This is a genomic window from Spirosoma harenae (assembly GCF_054776975.1).
Genome location: NZ_BAAHBD010000008.1, coordinates 303,009 through 319,351, shown reverse-complemented (window position 1 = coordinate 319,351; position 16,343 = coordinate 303,009). Strand labels below are relative to the sequence as shown.

Here is a 16,343-nt window from a genome sequence, read left to right as displayed (position 1 = left end):
CGTGACACCACACTATGACACTAAATGACTTCTACCGTAATTGGAATAACTTCCAGATTGTCAAGATGCAAATGCTCCTTGTTTAGCTCGATAGCTCCTACAAATTTTACGGTTGCTCCTGGCTTTGCACCGGCTTTAACCGGCGGTACAACCTTGTTTCGGATAATGGCATTCAACGCTGACGATACATTGTTGAGGTCCATCGTATTATCGAAATCTGTAATGTTTATCAGGCCAGAAGCATCGCGGGCAGCATTGCCAAAAATGTACTCCGTCGCCAGTTTTATGGTTTCTCCTGAATTCAGAGAAACCGTAACGTCATCACTACTAATGTTCGTGATTTTCCCCTCGCCCTTGATCAGAAAATAGCGAATGTTGCCAATCCCAAGCGCGTGTGACTGATCAAAGGCTTTTTCTTTATCCGTTTTTAGTAGCGTCGTAAGTGTTCCTAAATCAGTGGCATTGGCTGCGGAGGGTAACAGTTTTTCCGTCCAGAATTTTTCGGCGTAAGCTGTGGCATCAAACGTGCTTCCTGAAACTGCCGTTGCCTTCCTTTCGTCCAGCTTTTTGAAGTAGACGGAGTTATACGCTACAACCGCTAGCAGAACCACTAATGCACTGTATTTCAGGCTGTTTTTTGGCATGACGTGTCAGGATTTTTTGACGGCTGGATAATCCTTAATATTCGCCTGATCGACTAGTTCAACAGCTACGGGGATTTTTTTTGCAAAGTCGCGCTTGCCTCTGAAGTACTCGTCAGCGAACTGAGCAGCCGTTTTTGCCATCGTCTGGGGCGATTGTAAACCCGTCGCTTTAATCTTACCGTCGCGGATGGAATTCATAACGTCGTCAGCCCCATCGAAACCAAAAACGCCAACTTCCTTTGCTTTGCCAGCAGCTACCAATGCCTGATACGCCCCCATCGCCATTGCATCGTTTCCACAAAAAACCGCATCGATATCAGGATTAGCCTGGAGAATGGACTCAAGTACTTCCATGGCTTTATTTCGGTCAAAATCAGCGCTTTGCTGGGCTACCATTTTGAAATTCGGATAATGATCGACTACGCTGTGAAAGCCCTTTGAGCGATTCCAGGTATTGTTATCGCCAACTAATCCCAGAATTTCGACATACTTGATTGGTGCGTCTTTGGCTTTGCCTCGTAGTGTCTGGACAAAATATTTTCCGATAGCGACACAGCCCGAATAATTGTCGGATAGAATCTGACAAGTAGCCGCTTGCGGTGCGTTGACTTCGCGGTCCATGCAAAATACAGGAATACCTGCGTCAATAGCCTTTCGGGCATTTACAATGGAGCCATCCGAATCGGTTGGATTGAGTAGAACTGCGTTGAATCCTGATACAATGGCATTCTCAAAATGGTCGATTTCGAGCGCCGTATTGTTCTGCGAATCAAAGATTTTGGTTTCGTAACCTAACGCTTTCGCCTGAGCCGCAGCCGTTTCGGCCAACACTACGAACCACGGATTGTTGAGCGTCGAGACAATGACTGCTACTTTCTTCGGTTGATTCTTGTTGGATTGATTCGTACAACTGCCCAATGTTAGTAGCAGTAGCAACAGGCCGAAAATATGTTTCTTCATACTGGATTAAGGAGTTTTTTTTGTCATTCCTGCGGTTGCCGGAATGACAAAAAATCAAGGAAACACCGTTACAATCACGCGCTGGTACCGAGTTAGAGCGGGTTCTCCCTTGTCGGTTACGGCCAGAATAAAATGCATCGTTTCGGGTTTGGTTACTTTGGGAGCTACGAACGAGGCCGTTTTCTGCTGCACGTTGCTCATTTTCGGTAGCCGACTGCCAGTATAGGTACCAACTTCCGGATAATAAATCCATTCATACGTTAGTGCGTTTCCGTCAGGATCGGTCGAACCTTCAGCACTCAGCGTAATGGTTTCGCCGGGTTTGGCTGTCAAATTACTGGTATGGGCCAGTTTCGCTACAGGTGGATGATTCGCTTCTTTGTAGGGCTTGATAGTCCAGTCGATACGAGCCGCAAAATCATTCTGATAAGCCTGACGCCACCGCCAGATGGTTGCTTTGTTGCTGGCATACCAGCCTCCATCGATCCCCTTTACCTGGTCTTCGGCGTCGGTCCAGATGGGTCGCGTTTCGGGCTCGAGAAACCATTTCCGGGTTCGGGGAATGTAGAGTTCGTAACGTCCACCCCAACTGCCATAGTTCGGATGTTCCGGGTCACTTAAACCATTGTCGATCAGGTTAAAAAAGCTCGGTGTGTCGCCCTCCATAATAAAGTCAGTATGCGGGTGTTCGGCCCCCAGTGGTCCGTGATTTTTGCGGATATGTGTGTCCAGCCACGCATTATTTACGATGTTGGAGTCGGGTCCGGCAAAACCTGGTGCATAGGGAAATACGTCGCCACTAATGCCCCGCCAGGTAGAGGGTTCGTAACCTCCCAACGCATGAAAACCGGGGCTAACGATATAAAATAGGGAAGGAAACGTTTTGCGAAGCCACGGCCCCGAATCATCCTGATCCGAAATCGTATAGACCCGTAGCTTAGCCACAAACTTGTCGACTTCGACCGGTGTACGGGTTTGGCGAACTTTCCAGAGTGCCTGCGCTAAACAGTTGGCTCCGCCCCAAACCGGAATCCAAACGGGCCGATCGTCTTTTTTATCGACCACGGTAATGATGTGCTCTGAGCCTTCCGAGTCATTACCTGCGCCAACAGCGTTCATGCCGTACTTTGGAATCGCTGGTTTGACAACACTCAATAGATAAGCCGTTTCGGGATAGCCTTTTTCGTGCTGGAGCAGGTTGTTGCGCACCTTACCATAGGCTTCCACAATACGTCGGATACGCTCGGGAGCAACTCGATTCTGCTGATGCACCGACGTAGTTGCAATTAGCCCTTCTACGTCCCACTGGTTCACGTACGTTAAAAAACGTACCAGCGACTGCGCATCATCCGGTTCATTTTCGATGTCGGTCAACACCAACACACGCAGTTTTTGGGGTAGTGGCTGAGCGGTGCTATCCGGGGGCGATCCTGCCAGTAGGATTAGGGAAAGTAAAAGAAAAAAGGGTTTCATATAAGGTTTAGGATAATACTGTGGGGAGGCAATCCTTTGCGTTTCATTGGCGTCAGTATAACCATCTGGCAATGAGAGGCAAAGGGGGGCGTCTCTACAAAGTCAACAAGGTCAATCCGGCTTCGGCAATGCCATTCTCTGACAAGCCGTAATGATCGAAAATTTCAATTTGCGAGCCAGTCACGGTATATTCGTCCGGTATGCCCATAATTTTAAAGGGATTACGAAACCCATTTTGCATCAAATACGACGCGCAGGCTTCACCCAGTCCGCCAAAAACACTATGTTCTTCGACTGTCAGGATGGGGCAGCCTTGGCTGGCTACATTGGCCAGCAATTCATAATCTAACGGCTTGATCGTGTGCATACTCACCACGGTTGAGCGGATACCATGAACGTTTTCGAGTTGACGGGCTGCTTGAAGTGTGGGGTAAACGGTTTCGCCTGTAGCTATCAACACTAAATCGTGCCCTTCGCAAAGGATACGGCCTTTCCCGAACGAAAACGCCTGATTCTCTTCCGACAGCAATGGCATTGGCTTTTTACCAAATCGGATGTAAATCGGATGATCCGTTTCAGCCGCTGATCGGATCGCTTGTTCCGTTTCGAAATTATCAGCGGGAGCAACTATGATCAGATTATGTACCGCACGTAACGCAGCGAAATCGTGCAAACTGTGGTGTGTGGAACCTAGTGCACCATAACTAACTCCGGCACTGATACCGATGAGTTTCACTGGATTATCGGAATAAGCAACGTCTGTTTTGATTTGCTCGAACGAGCGGGCTGTCAAAAAACAGGCGGGCGATACGGCAAACACCTTCTTACCCGTTGAGGCCAACCCAGCTGCTACGCCAACCAGATTTTGTTCGGCAATACCAACTTCAATGTGCTGTGCCGGGAATTTCTGCCCAAACGGTACGAGCTTCCCCGATCCGCGCGAATCGCTGGTAACCACCAGAATTTGCTTATCTGTACTGGCTAGTTCTTGAAGTGTGCTCGAAAATACATCCAGATTAGCCTGCGCTTTTTTATCCGTTATGACTGTTACGTCTGCCATGCGTTGTTATTGGTTCTATTCCCCGTTGCTGTGTCCTCACAGCAACTTATCCAGTAGGTAAAATTGTAGCTGACGCATAGGTTGCTGTGAGGACACAGCAACAGGAGTCGATTCGTTCTTAGTTTACCGTAACGCGATCTCCACTTCGTCTAACTCGCCAATCGCTTGTGCATATTGCTCTTTATTTGGTACGCCGTGATGCCATTTTAGCTGATTTTCCATGTAGCTGATGCCTTTGCCTTTTACCGTATGGGCAATAATCAAACTGGGTTTCCCAGGTGCAAACGGCAGGGCATCAAAGGCTTCAGTAAGTGCCTGCAAATCGTGCCCGTCGACATGTCGAACAGCCCAGCCAAATGCTTCAAACTTCTTGTCGAGTGGATCGGTGCTGCACACATCAGCCGTTGGAGCGGTTATTTGCAAGCCATTTTTATCGACAATCGCGCAGAGGTTATCGAGCTTATATTGAGCCGCTAGCAGAGCGGCTTCCCAGTTGGAGCCTTCGGGCAATTCGCCATCACCCAGCAACGTAAAGACGCGAAATGGTTTTTCATCTAATTTAGCCGAAATCGCCGTACCGACACTAAGCGATAAACCGTGCCCAAGCGAACCGGTATTTTGCTCAACGCCGGCAATCTTTTTCGTCGGATGCCCGATATAGTGCGACTTGTATGTACACAATGTTTCCAGATCTGATTCCGGGAAAAAACCTTTGTCGGCCAGCACCACATAAAGCGCTTCGACGGTATGGCCTTTACTCTGAATGTATCGGTCACGATCGGGTGATTTTGCGGTCGCGGGACTGACATTCAATACGTTGTTGTACAGCACATTCAGAATGTCGATACACGACAGACTGCCGCCTGTATGTCCAGCGTTGGCTCCAACAATGTACTTGAGTATGTTTTTTCGATACTGTACCGATTTCTTAGCTAATTCATTGACATTCATGCCATATGTATGATGTATGATTGACCGTACCTGATAAATGTTTTGCGGGTCAACCGGTATGGAAATCAGAAGATTATTTAAAAATTTTGGGTGTCAGTTCCGTTAAATACAGACGCCAGTTTACCCATGTATGACCACCTTCACTTTCTCGATACGTGTACGGCAATCCGACTTCATCATACAACGCTCGTAATCGGGTGACACCATTGTACAGAAAATCATCTTTTCCGCAGGCAATCCAATACAGTTTGGGTTTAGCCTCTTTTATGGCCTTGAGTTGTTTTATATGGTTCTCACGGTTATAAGCTTGGGTATTACCCATATCAAAAAGCCCCATACTCATCACACCGATGTAGCCGAACGTTTTTGGATTCGCATTGGTAATTTGCTGTGTGTGGTAACCACCCATCGACAATCCGGCAATCGCCCGGTGCGCGGGATCAGCCAGCACGCGATAATTGGCTTCGACGAAGGGAATCACATCGGTAATCAGGCTCGTCTCAAACTTGCCAGATGTCATTGCCTGCATACCGTTGATCCCGTTGGATTCAGCCTTTGCAAAAGCCGGACGTTCGCCGGGAGCTGCGGCTACGCTGGGAACCCCATTCGTCATCACCACAATCATAGGCAGCACCTTACCGGACGCAATCAGATTGTCTAAGATGTAGTTGGTCCGCCCTCGACTGATCCAGCCCTCTTCATCACCTCCTCCTCCATGAAACAGGTACAGCACTGGATATTTCTTCCCGCTTTTCTCGTAACCAGGGGGCGTGTAAACCTCCATCCGTCGATCCATACCAATCGTTGGCGATGGATACCATACCGCAGCCAATTGGCCATGCGGAACTGATTGTACATCATACAATTGCGTTTGTGACCCCGGTAAAATCAATCGACTTTCGATAATTGACCCATCGCGGGTAGCCACATTATTAGCGGGGTCGAGTATGGGAACACCATCCACAAAAAACCGGTATTCATACATATCTGCCGGGAGCGGACCGACTTTAACTTCAAAGACACTCGAATCTTTTCGAGTCAGTTCAATCGTATTTCGTAAGTCTTTCAACCAGGTTCCCAGCAAGCGCACAGACTTCGCGTTGGGCGCTTTTAAGCGAAAAATGACCGAATTATCGGCCAGTATTTCTGGCGATACGATTGGATTGGGTCGTTGCTGAGCCCACGAAAACGTGGTGAAAACGCAGTAAATCAGGCTAAAACAAATAAGCGTTCTATAGTTTCTCATTGTCGTGGCTGATTTATTGTTTGGGCTTCATGAATCCTTGTTGCGCCATCCATTCCGCAAACCGCTCAATCCAGTGATCTGTCGGCAGGTTCTGTTTATTCATGCCAAAACCGTGTCCACCTTTCGCATACATGTGCATTTCAACGGGATGCCTGGCTACCAGCCATTTGCTGTATAATTCCACACTGTGCGGGGCCAGATTCAACTGATCATCAGATGCGCATACTACAAACATCGGCGGAGCGTCGGCCGCAACTGTACCTTGCAACGCAGCAGGCATGTAGGCGTAAACAGGAGCAACGAAATTCGGTCGATTATCTGGCGTATAATTAAAAGCAGAGGACGCTGTGACTGTTCCACCTGCCGAAAATCCGACAATACCGATTCGGTCAGGTGCTACACCAAAATCAGCCGCGTGTTTGCGTACGTAGGCAATAGCCGCCCGCCCGTCGGCGATTGTGAGCGGAATAGTGGCCTCATTTTCAGCTTGCCATTCTGCTTTACGAGGGCCATTCATACCCGCCAGCATGTCGGCAAACGGATCATCTGTGTTTATGTGAGCTGTTCGGTATTTTAGCACAAAAGCCGTAACGCCTTTTTTCGCCAACCACGTAGCTACATCATTGCCCTCATTATCAATGGCCAGGAAGTGAAACCCACCCCCCGGACAAACAATGACAGAAGTGCCGTTGGCCACAGCAGGATCAGCGGGGAATACCGTGAGCGTTGGATTGACGACATTAAATACCGTCACCAGCTTAATCGCATTCTTGTTATTCTTTTTCTCCTCCCAATTCCACTTTTCGGAACCCGGTGCCGGACCATCATAAAGTCGAATCTCTTTCTGCTGTGCCTGCGCTACGCTTGACAGGAGAAGAAATACTAAAACGAAAAGTACTCTCATGGTAGATCTGTTTTCACCCTTAAATTCCCTGAAAGGGGCTTGATTTGTGTTTGAAAAAGTCTCCTTCAGGGATTTGAGGGTAAGAGGGAGATTAATGCATATACACTTCCCAGCCCATATAATTTCCCATAGCTTCCTGAAGAATACCGGCCGTTTTCGAGGCATTCATCACAACATGGTGCTCGAAACCATTTCGGCAAACGTACTGCATCAGTCCCTGCAAATTAGCTATCTGAGCCACAGCTCGGTTGCCAAACGTGTTGAGCGGATCGTCCGTCAAAACACCTTCACCAATGTAAGCTTTCATGACGCCTTTCGGATCGTCAGTACTGATACGTCCGTAGGTTAACGGATTGGCGGGAGTCCGTCCTGCCAATGCTCCATAGGTATTTTCTTCACCAACCGTTGTGCCCAGAATTGGGGCCGTACTAATCTCAATATCAGGCAGGAAGGACTTAGCCCAGTTGCCACAGTGGAACAAGACACATTTATTTTCGTCGTCAGCGTAATTGTTATTCCAATCCACTAAGGCACTCGGTGAGCCCGATGCCAGCTGCATCGCGTACATACTCAACGTTCCCGTCACGTCGACTTCGCAGGCACTTGGGAGCATATTCTCGCTCATAATGCTCATGTTCGTACAGATATTACAGCCGTAGTTTTGCTGAAGTGATGTCCAGCACTGAATCGCAGTAGCATCGAGCGCGTTTTCAGCCATGAAATCAGCTAGAACAACGTCGAGTTTGGCAATCTGAACGAGCTTATCGTTTGGCGTGCGGCCCGTTGGCGTATAGGCTTTGATGGCATCGAGCCGGTCTTTTACCGACTGATCGGCAATGGTCAATTTGTTGGCATTTCCCAGAATCTGCGACAGATCGACGGTGACGACCGAAATGCCGTTCCGTTGCAGGATTTTTTCGCTATATCGAACGGTATTAAATGCGCCCGGACGTGCGCCAACCGCACCAATCCGAACGTTTCGAAGGCCTTTCACGACCCTGGAAACCGCGATGAAATTTTTTAGATCCGTTTCAAAACTTGGGTCTGACGGATGAACGACATGCTTGGTTGTCAGTGTGTATTTGATCCCAAACTGATACAGGTTATTACAAACCGAAATTTTACCGCACCACGCATCCCGCCGACGCGCTACGTCCAGCTTATTTAAATCGTCGGGATAAGCCTGAATGAGTACGGGTACATCCAGACGGGCTAATTTTAACGTTTCGGCTACTCCTTTTTCATCACCGAAATTGGGTAATACAACCAGTACGCCCATAATTTCGTCGGCATGTTTTCGGAATAGTTCGGCGCATTTTTGCGCTTCCTGAAACGTTTCAACACCCCCTAATTTCGTAGTCGATTCGTCGAGCATGATGGGATTAACCCCCACTTTCTGAAAAACATCCAGCAGATCGGCGCGGCATTCACCAACGAGTTTATCAGGGAAAAAGTCACGATTACCAATAATCACTCCTAGGGTAACGGGGGTACTCGATTTCATAGGCATAGTTTAGTAGCACAGATCAAGCTATCACTCAAAAGGTAGCATGTGATGACTTAATCAACGATGAAACAAAAATAATAAATAGAAAATAAAACAAAAAAATAGAAAATGATTTTTCTGTAAAATCGATTTGTAAAGCGTATTGGTCAGGTTATTAGTAAGGACAGCGCTGTCGATACCTACTATTGATAGTTAGAAAAGGGCTATTTATACTCATTTTATTGTACGTATCGAGTATTTATTTTCAAAAAATCGGATCATTTTCTTTTACTTTCTAAAGCATTCTTATTTTTGCTTTCGATTTCTTTTGTGCTTTAACGAAACAGGTATGAGCCGTTTGCTCACTCCCGACTATGAAACATAGAGCCCATCTTTCCCTTATTTTTATCAGTATATTCCTACTGTCGGTAACGCCTTCACTTGCCCAAAATCAGGCTACCTGGATCTGGTATCCTGGGGATTTTGAGATCTGGCTGGGTAACAATATGCAGAACCGACGTACCGAACGAACTACGTTTCTGCCTCCGTTCTGGAAACTCGATAGTCATTATAATCTGATTGATTTTCATAAGGATTTCGATCTGTCGCAAGCCGAAGACGTTGAGCTGTTTGTGGAGGGGAAGTACAATGTAAAAGTGGATGGAAAGTCATTTCCAGGCTATCCGAACCGCATTACGATACCCGCCGGAAAGCACAAACTAAGTCTGAAAGTATTCTGTCAGGATCGGGTTCCGGCCATATTTGTGCGTGGAAAAAATGTGATTTCGGATGCTACCTGGCTCGTTACATTCGAGGATAAGGAATGGATTGATGAAACGGGTAAAGCATCTGACCAATCGGGTACGACCTGGCTCAAAGCAGGCTCGTGGAATTTCAACGATCCGGAAACACCACCATCTAAATTTCGACTGAATACCAGAGCATTATCAGCGGTTAAAACCGAGAAAAAGCCCGGCTCCATCGTTCTGGATTTCGGAAAAGAAACCTTTGGCTTTATCAAACTCCATGGTCTTTCGGGCAAAGGTAAAGTGTCCATCTATTACGGCGAATCGCCCGAAGAAGCACGCGATACAGCCCATACCGAAACAACTGATTTTCTGCAAATTGCCCAAACACAGAAACGTGATTCGGTGATGGAACTGACTAAGGCGTTTCGCTACGTGAATGTTCAGATCGATGGTAGTGTTTCGATAGATTCGGTGTCGATGTTATACGAATACCTGCCCGTTGCCGATCGGGGAAGTTTTCGCTGCAACGACGAGCAAATCAACAAAATTTATGACGTAGCGGCCTATACATTACACCTTAACACACGCGAGTTTTTCATTGATGGTATCAAACGTGACCGCTGGATTTGGTCGGGCGATGCCGCGCAAAGTTATCTGATGAATTACTACCTAATGTTCGACTCGCCATCCGTTACGCGTACGATGCTGGCCTTACGGGGTAAAGAGCCCGTGACGAGCCATATCAACACCATTATGGACTATACATTATACTGGTTCATAAGTATTTACGATTATTATCAGTACACCGGCGACAAAGCGTTTATCCAACAGTTTTACCCGCGAATGCAGACCTTAATGGAGTATTGTTTGGGTCGGCGAAACAAAAATGGCTTGCTCGAAGGCCTTGCGGGTGATTGGGTTTTCATCGACTGGGCGGAAGGATTGAGCAAAAAAGGTGAGGTAAGTTTTGAGCAATTACTTTTTGCCCGTAGCCTAGAAACAATGGCTCTCTGCGCCAACCTGGTCAACGATACGCCAAACGCGCAAAAATACAATCAACTGGCTGCCGATGTAAAAGCAAAACTATTCAACTCCTATTGGAGCGACAGCAAACATGCCCTCGTTCATAGCCGGGTGGATGGTAAACCGACTGAGAACGTAACACGCTATGTTAACATGTTTGCCATTTTCTTCAACTACTTCGATGATGCGAAGAAACAGGCCGTGAAGCAATACGTGCTTCTTAATCCTGAAGTACCTAAAATCACCACGCCTTACATGCGTTTCTACGAACTCGAAGCCCTGTGTGCGCTGGGCGAGCAAGCCTACGTAACCAACGAAATGAAGGATTACTGGGGTGGTATGCTGAACCTGGGTGCTACGTCGTTCTGGGAAGAATACAATCCAACCAGGAAAGGAGCGGAGCACTACGCCATGTATGGCCGTAATTACGGAAAAAGTCTTTGCCACGCCTGGGGAGCCAGCCCGATCTATCTGCTTGGCAAATATTACCTGGGTGTAAAGCCAACTAATCCAGCCTACGCTACGTATCTAATTGAACCACAGCTCGGTGGGTTGCAATGGATAGACGGGAAAGTTCCCACGCCCACTGGCGATATCAGTGTGTATTGCAGTGCGAAGGAAATTAACGTAACAGGAGCCGCCGGAATTGGAACCCTCCGTTTCAAAAGCCAAACCAAACCCCTCTGCAAGCAAACCGAAGTCCGCTCCATGGGCAATGGTTTATATGAATTGACAGTAGAAAAAGGGAAAAAATATGTAGTGAGTTATAAGCTGTAGACTATTTGTCAACAGCATTCAAAAGGGGCATTAATTTTCGTAGACAAAACAAAATGCTGTATACCAGGCGATTATTTATGCCGATACAGAATCGAAGAAACGTCTTAACTACATAATTCCTAAGGAACCCTACCAGGCAATGACAAACTTTACAGACTTGCTCACAGATCAATAACCTTGTTACGTACTACCTCAGAATGCACTAAGCCATAGGTTTGGTCAAATGGCAAATGCTGGTAGATTGCCTATCACCATCTATACAGGAGGGGTTAACCTCAACGACAGAAAATCGGGCGTTACCAACAGGTGTTTTGGCAACTGTAGAACTGCAATAGTACTTAAGAATTGCAGTCCTGTTTTCGTTTTAACGTGATAATATTCTACAATTACCGGAGAAGATAGCAGAGGTAGTTCGGTTTTACTCCTATTAATTTTGAGTTTAATACTATTTGATAAAGCCGCGGTTCTATAAAATGAAATCACTTCGATACGTTTGTCTACTACTATTGTGCGTTAATCTCTCGCCATCGGTTAATGCCCAGACAAAAGCCCTTGTTAATACATCACAAAGTAAGTTTGCTCGACTGGAGAGCACGGACTTAAACGCTGTGACATGGACAAAAGGCTTTTGGGCGGACCGCTTCGCCGTCTGCCGCGATTCCATGGTGCCGCATCTTTGGGATACGTACACCAACGCCAACGTCAGCCACGCTTTCCGTAACTTCGAGATTGCTGCCGGACTGGAATCGGGGAATTTTAAAGGGCCATCCTTTCACGATGGGGATTTCTACAAAACGCTGGAATCGGTGGCGAGTATGTATGCGCTGACCAAAGATCCAAAGCTTGATGCGCAGCTGGACAAAGCCATCGCCGTAATTGCCAAAGCGCAGGCTCCCGACGGCTATGTATACACCAAAGCGATTATCCAGCAGAAAAAAACGGGCGAGAAAAAGATGTTCGATGATAAGCTCAGTTTTGAAGCATACAATTTCGGACACCTGATGACGGCGGCTTGTGTCCATTACCGCGCTACCGGCAAAACATCGCTCCTCAATATCGCTAAAAAAGCGACTGATTTTCTGATCGGATTCTACAATACAGCCAGTCCGGAGCAGGCACGTAATGCCATTTGTCCGTCGCATTATATGGGCATTACGGAAATGTACCGAACCACCCGTGATCCCAAGTATCTGGCCTTAGCGAAAAAACTGATCGATATTCGCGGCCTTTCGGAAGGTACTGACGATAATTCTGACCGGGTTCCGTTTCGGCAGATGAAAAAAGTAATCGGCCACGCCGTTCGAGCCAATTACCTCTTCGCTGGAGCCGCCGATGTATTTGCCGAAACCGGCGACAGTACGTTGCTCTCGACCTTGGATTTAATGTGGGACGACGTTGTTCATCGTAAAATGTACGTAACAGGTGGTTGCGGGGCGTTGTATGATGGCGTTTCGCCCGAAGGCACGTCGTACAAACCTGACACCGTACAAAAAGTGCATCAGGCGTATGGTAAGGCGTTTCAACTCCCAAACCATTCGGCGCATAACGAAACCTGTGCGAACATCGGCAACCTACTCTGGAATTACCGGATGCTCCAGATTACGGGTCAGGCCAAATATGCCGACATCATGGAACTGGAATTGTACAACGCGATTCTGTCGGGCGTAAATCTGGGGGGAACAAAGTTTTTTTACACAAATCCACTTAGTGCGTCCGACGATTACCCCTACCAGATGCGCTGGATGGGCGGTCGTCAGCCGTACATTCGACTGTCAAACTGTTGTCCGCCAAATACGGTGCGAACGATGGCCGAAGTAAGCAGCTATGCCTACAGTATTTCGGATAAAGGTCTGTGGCTGAATCTATTCGGAGGAAGTCAATTGGCCACAACGTTAAAAGACGGTTCGCCAGTACGACTGACACAAACCACGAATTATCCCTGGGATGGAGCTATCAGTCTGCAATTGGAGCAGGTCCCTACGAAACCTTTCTCGCTATTTGTCCGCATTCCGGGCTGGTGTCAGGGGGCCACGATCAACGTTAATGGAACAGCTATTGCTTCTCCTGTCACAACCGGCCAATATGCCGAAATTAACCGAACCTGGAAAACGGGTGATAAAGTAGAAATCAACTTGCCAATGCCAGTTAAACTAATGGAAGCCAATCCTTTAGTGGAAGAAACTCGCAATCAGGTAGCGGTGAAACGTGGCCCACTTGTTTATTGCCTTGAATCAGTCGATAATCCCTCAGCCAAGCTGAACAACATAGCACTATCGGCAAAAAACGACTTTAAACCAACGCCGATTCAGATTGACAACAGCCCGCTTATGGCGCTGGAAGGCGAAGCCAAACTACTGATCGAAGGCAATTGGACCAACCAGCTCTACCGAGAAGTTTCCGATAAAGCCCCCGCTCCAGCCCGTGTGCGACTGATACCCTACTACGCCTGGGCTAATCGTGGTCATTCCGAAATGGAAGTATGGATTCCGTTCGTTCGGTAGCCAAAACATAACCATAAAAATTTTCGTACCTTTGTAGCCATACGTTAAGACGCATATTCATGTAGGATTAAATTTCTTTCAGGGAAAACATCAGCAAAATCGTTAGTCGGTTCGCTCTGGTTATTCATCACTTTCCGAAAGAAATTATGATTCATCTACAACATATATCCTACTTCCATCTGAATAAAGATTTACTATTCAATGACGTAAATCTTACGATTAATCCGCACAATAAAGCCGCCTTAATTGGCAATAACGGCATCGGCAAATCGACCTTGCTGAAAATTATGGCGGGCGTATTGCACCCATCACAAGGTTCCATTAAAGTTGACTCAACACCATACTATGTTCCTCAGTTGTTTGGGCAATTCAACGAGTTGAACGTAGCCCAGGCGCTTCAAATTGAGGATAAACTCCATGCCTTGCGGGAGATTCTTGACGGTAACGTAACGGAAGAAAATCTCGCCCTACTTAATGATGACTGGACAATTGAAGAGCGTTGCCAAGAGGCATTAACTCATTGGCAGATAAAGAATCTGGATTTAACTCAGCCAATGAAAACGTTAAGCGGGGGCCAGAAAACGAAAGTGTTTTTAGCTGGAATTGCCATCCATAATCCTGACATTGTTTTACTGGATGAGCCAAGTAATCACCTTGACACGGCGGGTCGGCAATTGTTATACGATTTTATTAGGTCTACTTCCACTACGCTGGTGATAGTGAGTCACGACCGGGAATTGTTGAATCTGCTCGACTTTGTATTTGAACTGACAAAGCGAGGAATTACAGTTTACGGTGGAAATTATGATTTCTATGCTGATCAGAAAGCCATTGAAAGCAACGCGCTGAATCAAGATGTAAAAAGTAAAGAGAAAGCCTTGCGAAAAGCTAAGGAACTAGAACGGGCGACGGCAGAACGCAAGCAGAAACTCGATGCGCGCGGCAAAAAGAAGCAAGAAAACGCAGGTGTGGCCAGAATCATGATGAACACGCTCAGAAACAACGCTGAAAAAAGCGCATCGCGGCTGAAAGGTGTCCATATGGAAAAAATTGGCTCTATTTCGGAAGAGTTGAGCGAACTACGCAAAGAGCTACCTGATACCGACAAAATGCGATTCGGTTTCGATAATTCGGCACTGCACAAGGGCAAGGTTTTGTTTTCCGCTACCGACATCAATTTTAGCTATGGTGATCAGTTGCTCTGGTGTGAACCGTTACGTTTTCAACTCACCAGTGGTGAACGTATTACGTTGAAAGGCCTAAACGGTTCAGGGAAAACAACGCTTATAAAACTAATTCTGGGCGAGCTAGAGCCTAGCCTGGGCAGTGTATATCGCGCTGACAATAAATCGGTTTACATCGATCAGGACTACTCTCTCATCAACAATGCAGTTACCGTTTACGAGCAAGCGCAGCGATTCAATGGTTCAGCCCTGCAGGAACACGAAGTTAAGATCAGACTCAACCGGTTTTTATTTACGAAAACCGATTGGGATAAACGTTGCGAAGCGTTGAGCGGTGGCGAAAAAATGCGGCTGATGCTTTGCTGTCTCACTATCAGTAATCAGGCTCCAGACATCATCATTCTGGACGAACCGACCAATAATCTTGATATTCAAAGTATTAGTATTCTGACAGCTGCTATCAACGAATACCGGGGTACGCTCATTGTCGTCTCACACGACGAATTGTTTCTGGAGGAAATTAATGTCGAGAACAGCCTTGTCTTAGCGTAAAAATGGGTCGCTGATTTTTATGATAATTAGCAACCCATTCTAAACTGCCTACTATTGAATGGCCAATTGAATTGCTTTGGCTACAGGAACGAGTTCTGTCTCTGTATCGGTGATAGTCAATTCAGTACGTAATACCAGAGGGGGTTGTGCCATAAATTTGGGATGGTTGCCTCGGTTTGCCTGCGCGGCATGCACCAGAAACGGATGGCACAGATAAATGCAACCGGCCTTGCCGGTTGCCAGAGCTTCTTCCTTGTGAGGCAAAGCATCCAGATTTTCTGCCAATTCTATAAAGGACAGACCAGCTTCACCTTTGTCGGCAAGGAGCCTGGCAACATCCAAATGCGAACCTTTGCGAATAATGGTTGGCGCACCTGTTTCCGTAACATCTGAGTACAAAACCAGCATCAGCAAAGCGCGTCCTTTCGACTGTACGTTCACTCGCCAGTCAAAATAATTAGTGGGCTCTGTTCCCGGAAAACTGGCATCGACGTGCCATCCCGTATCCATCGGTTCTTTATTGGATGGAAAACGAACCGGAAACGTTCCTACGTTGCGGCACGGAATCCAGTTACCTTCACCGATCAACTGATCAAAAATGCGGTGTAGCTCCGGACTATTTACCGACTCGATAAAGGCTGGCTGCGCATACATTCCCAACCGTACGACAGGTTCTGTCCACGTAGCAGGATCATGTCTATCGAAGGGGAGATCGGCCCATAAACTGTTTACTACGGCATCAGCTGTAGCTTGAGAAAAGGCGTTGTCTACACGAACAAAACCATCCTGAATAAATTGTTGTATCTGTCCTGAATTTAAAAGCGCTGGCATAC

12 protein-coding genes are annotated in these 16,343 nt (G+C 47.0%); 3 read left to right on the top strand and 9 right to left on the bottom strand.

Translation table 11 applies throughout. From position 1 onward, the window contains the following. Window positions 1-20: 20 nt before the first annotated feature. The 8 genes from ACYVE4_RS09675 to ACYVE4_RS09640 all read right to left on the bottom strand — a co-directional run bounded on the left by ACYVE4_RS09675 (window position 21) and on the right by ACYVE4_RS09640 (window position 8,742). Window positions 21-644: a DUF2291 domain-containing protein gene (locus ACYVE4_RS09675; protein WP_461039410.1), complete on the bottom strand. Its 624-nt coding sequence runs from the start codon at window positions 642-644 to the stop codon at window positions 21-23. A gap of 6 nt (window positions 645-650) precedes the next feature. Continuing rightward, window positions 651-1,604, bottom strand: coding sequence for a substrate-binding domain-containing protein (locus ACYVE4_RS09670; RefSeq protein WP_461039408.1), 954 nt, complete (start codon window positions 1,602-1,604; stop codon window positions 651-653). 54 nt (window positions 1,605-1,658) lie between these two features. Continuing rightward, window positions 1,659-3,077: a DUF1593 domain-containing protein gene (locus ACYVE4_RS09665; RefSeq protein WP_461039407.1), complete on the bottom strand. Its 1,419-nt coding sequence runs from the start codon at window positions 3,075-3,077 to the stop codon at window positions 1,659-1,661. 94 nt (window positions 3,078-3,171) lie between these two features. After that, on the bottom strand, window positions 3,172-4,137 hold the full coding sequence (locus tag ACYVE4_RS09660; RefSeq protein WP_461039405.1) for a transketolase family protein: 966 nt from the start codon (window positions 4,135-4,137) through the stop codon (window positions 3,172-3,174). 123 nt (window positions 4,138-4,260) lie between these two features. Continuing rightward, entirely contained in the window at window positions 4,261-5,088 is an 828-nt protein-coding gene (locus ACYVE4_RS09655; RefSeq protein ID WP_461039403.1) for a transketolase, read from the bottom strand. Between the two features lie 73 nt (window positions 5,089-5,161). Beyond that, complete coding sequence (locus tag ACYVE4_RS09650) at window positions 5,162-6,334, bottom strand: esterase (RefSeq protein WP_461039401.1); 1,173 nt, start codon at window positions 6,332-6,334, stop codon at window positions 5,162-5,164. Between the two features lie 13 nt (window positions 6,335-6,347). Beyond that, on the bottom strand, window positions 6,348-7,238 hold the full coding sequence (locus ACYVE4_RS09645) for an alpha/beta hydrolase (RefSeq protein WP_461039400.1): 891 nt from the start codon (window positions 7,236-7,238) through the stop codon (window positions 6,348-6,350). 91 nt (window positions 7,239-7,329) lie between these two features. Continuing rightward, the gene (locus tag ACYVE4_RS09640) at window positions 7,330-8,742 is read right to left on the bottom strand and encodes an L-fucose/L-arabinose isomerase family protein (protein ID WP_461039399.1); all 1,413 of its coding nucleotides are present in this window, start codon (window positions 8,740-8,742) and stop codon (window positions 7,330-7,332) included. Between the two features lie 356 nt (window positions 8,743-9,098). On the opposite strand from ACYVE4_RS09640, the gene ACYVE4_RS09635 reads away from it, so the two are divergent. The 3 genes from ACYVE4_RS09635 (at window position 9,099) to abc-f (ending at window position 15,510) form a co-directional block, all read left to right on the top strand. Continuing rightward, a complete protein-coding gene (locus tag ACYVE4_RS09635; protein ID WP_461039398.1) occupies window positions 9,099-11,273 on the top strand; it encodes an alpha-L-rhamnosidase-related protein in 2,175 nt (724 codons plus the stop codon). 473 nt (window positions 11,274-11,746) lie between these two features. Then, a complete protein-coding gene (locus ACYVE4_RS09630) occupies window positions 11,747-13,774 on the top strand; it encodes an aceric acid hydrolase (RefSeq protein WP_461039396.1) in 2,028 nt (675 codons plus the stop codon). Window positions 13,775-13,920: 146 nt separating this feature from the next. Further along, window positions 13,921-15,510, top strand: coding sequence for a ribosomal protection-like ABC-F family protein (abc-f, locus tag ACYVE4_RS09625; RefSeq protein ID WP_461039395.1), 1,590 nt, complete (start codon window positions 13,921-13,923; stop codon window positions 15,508-15,510). A 51-nt stretch (window positions 15,511-15,561) separates the two neighbouring features. Here the strand turns inward: abc-f and ACYVE4_RS09620 are convergent, their stop codons facing one another. Beyond that, a complete protein-coding gene (locus ACYVE4_RS09620) occupies window positions 15,562-16,341 on the bottom strand; it encodes a phytanoyl-CoA dioxygenase family protein (RefSeq protein ID WP_461039393.1) in 780 nt (259 codons plus the stop codon). Window positions 16,342-16,343 lie beyond the last annotated feature (2 nt).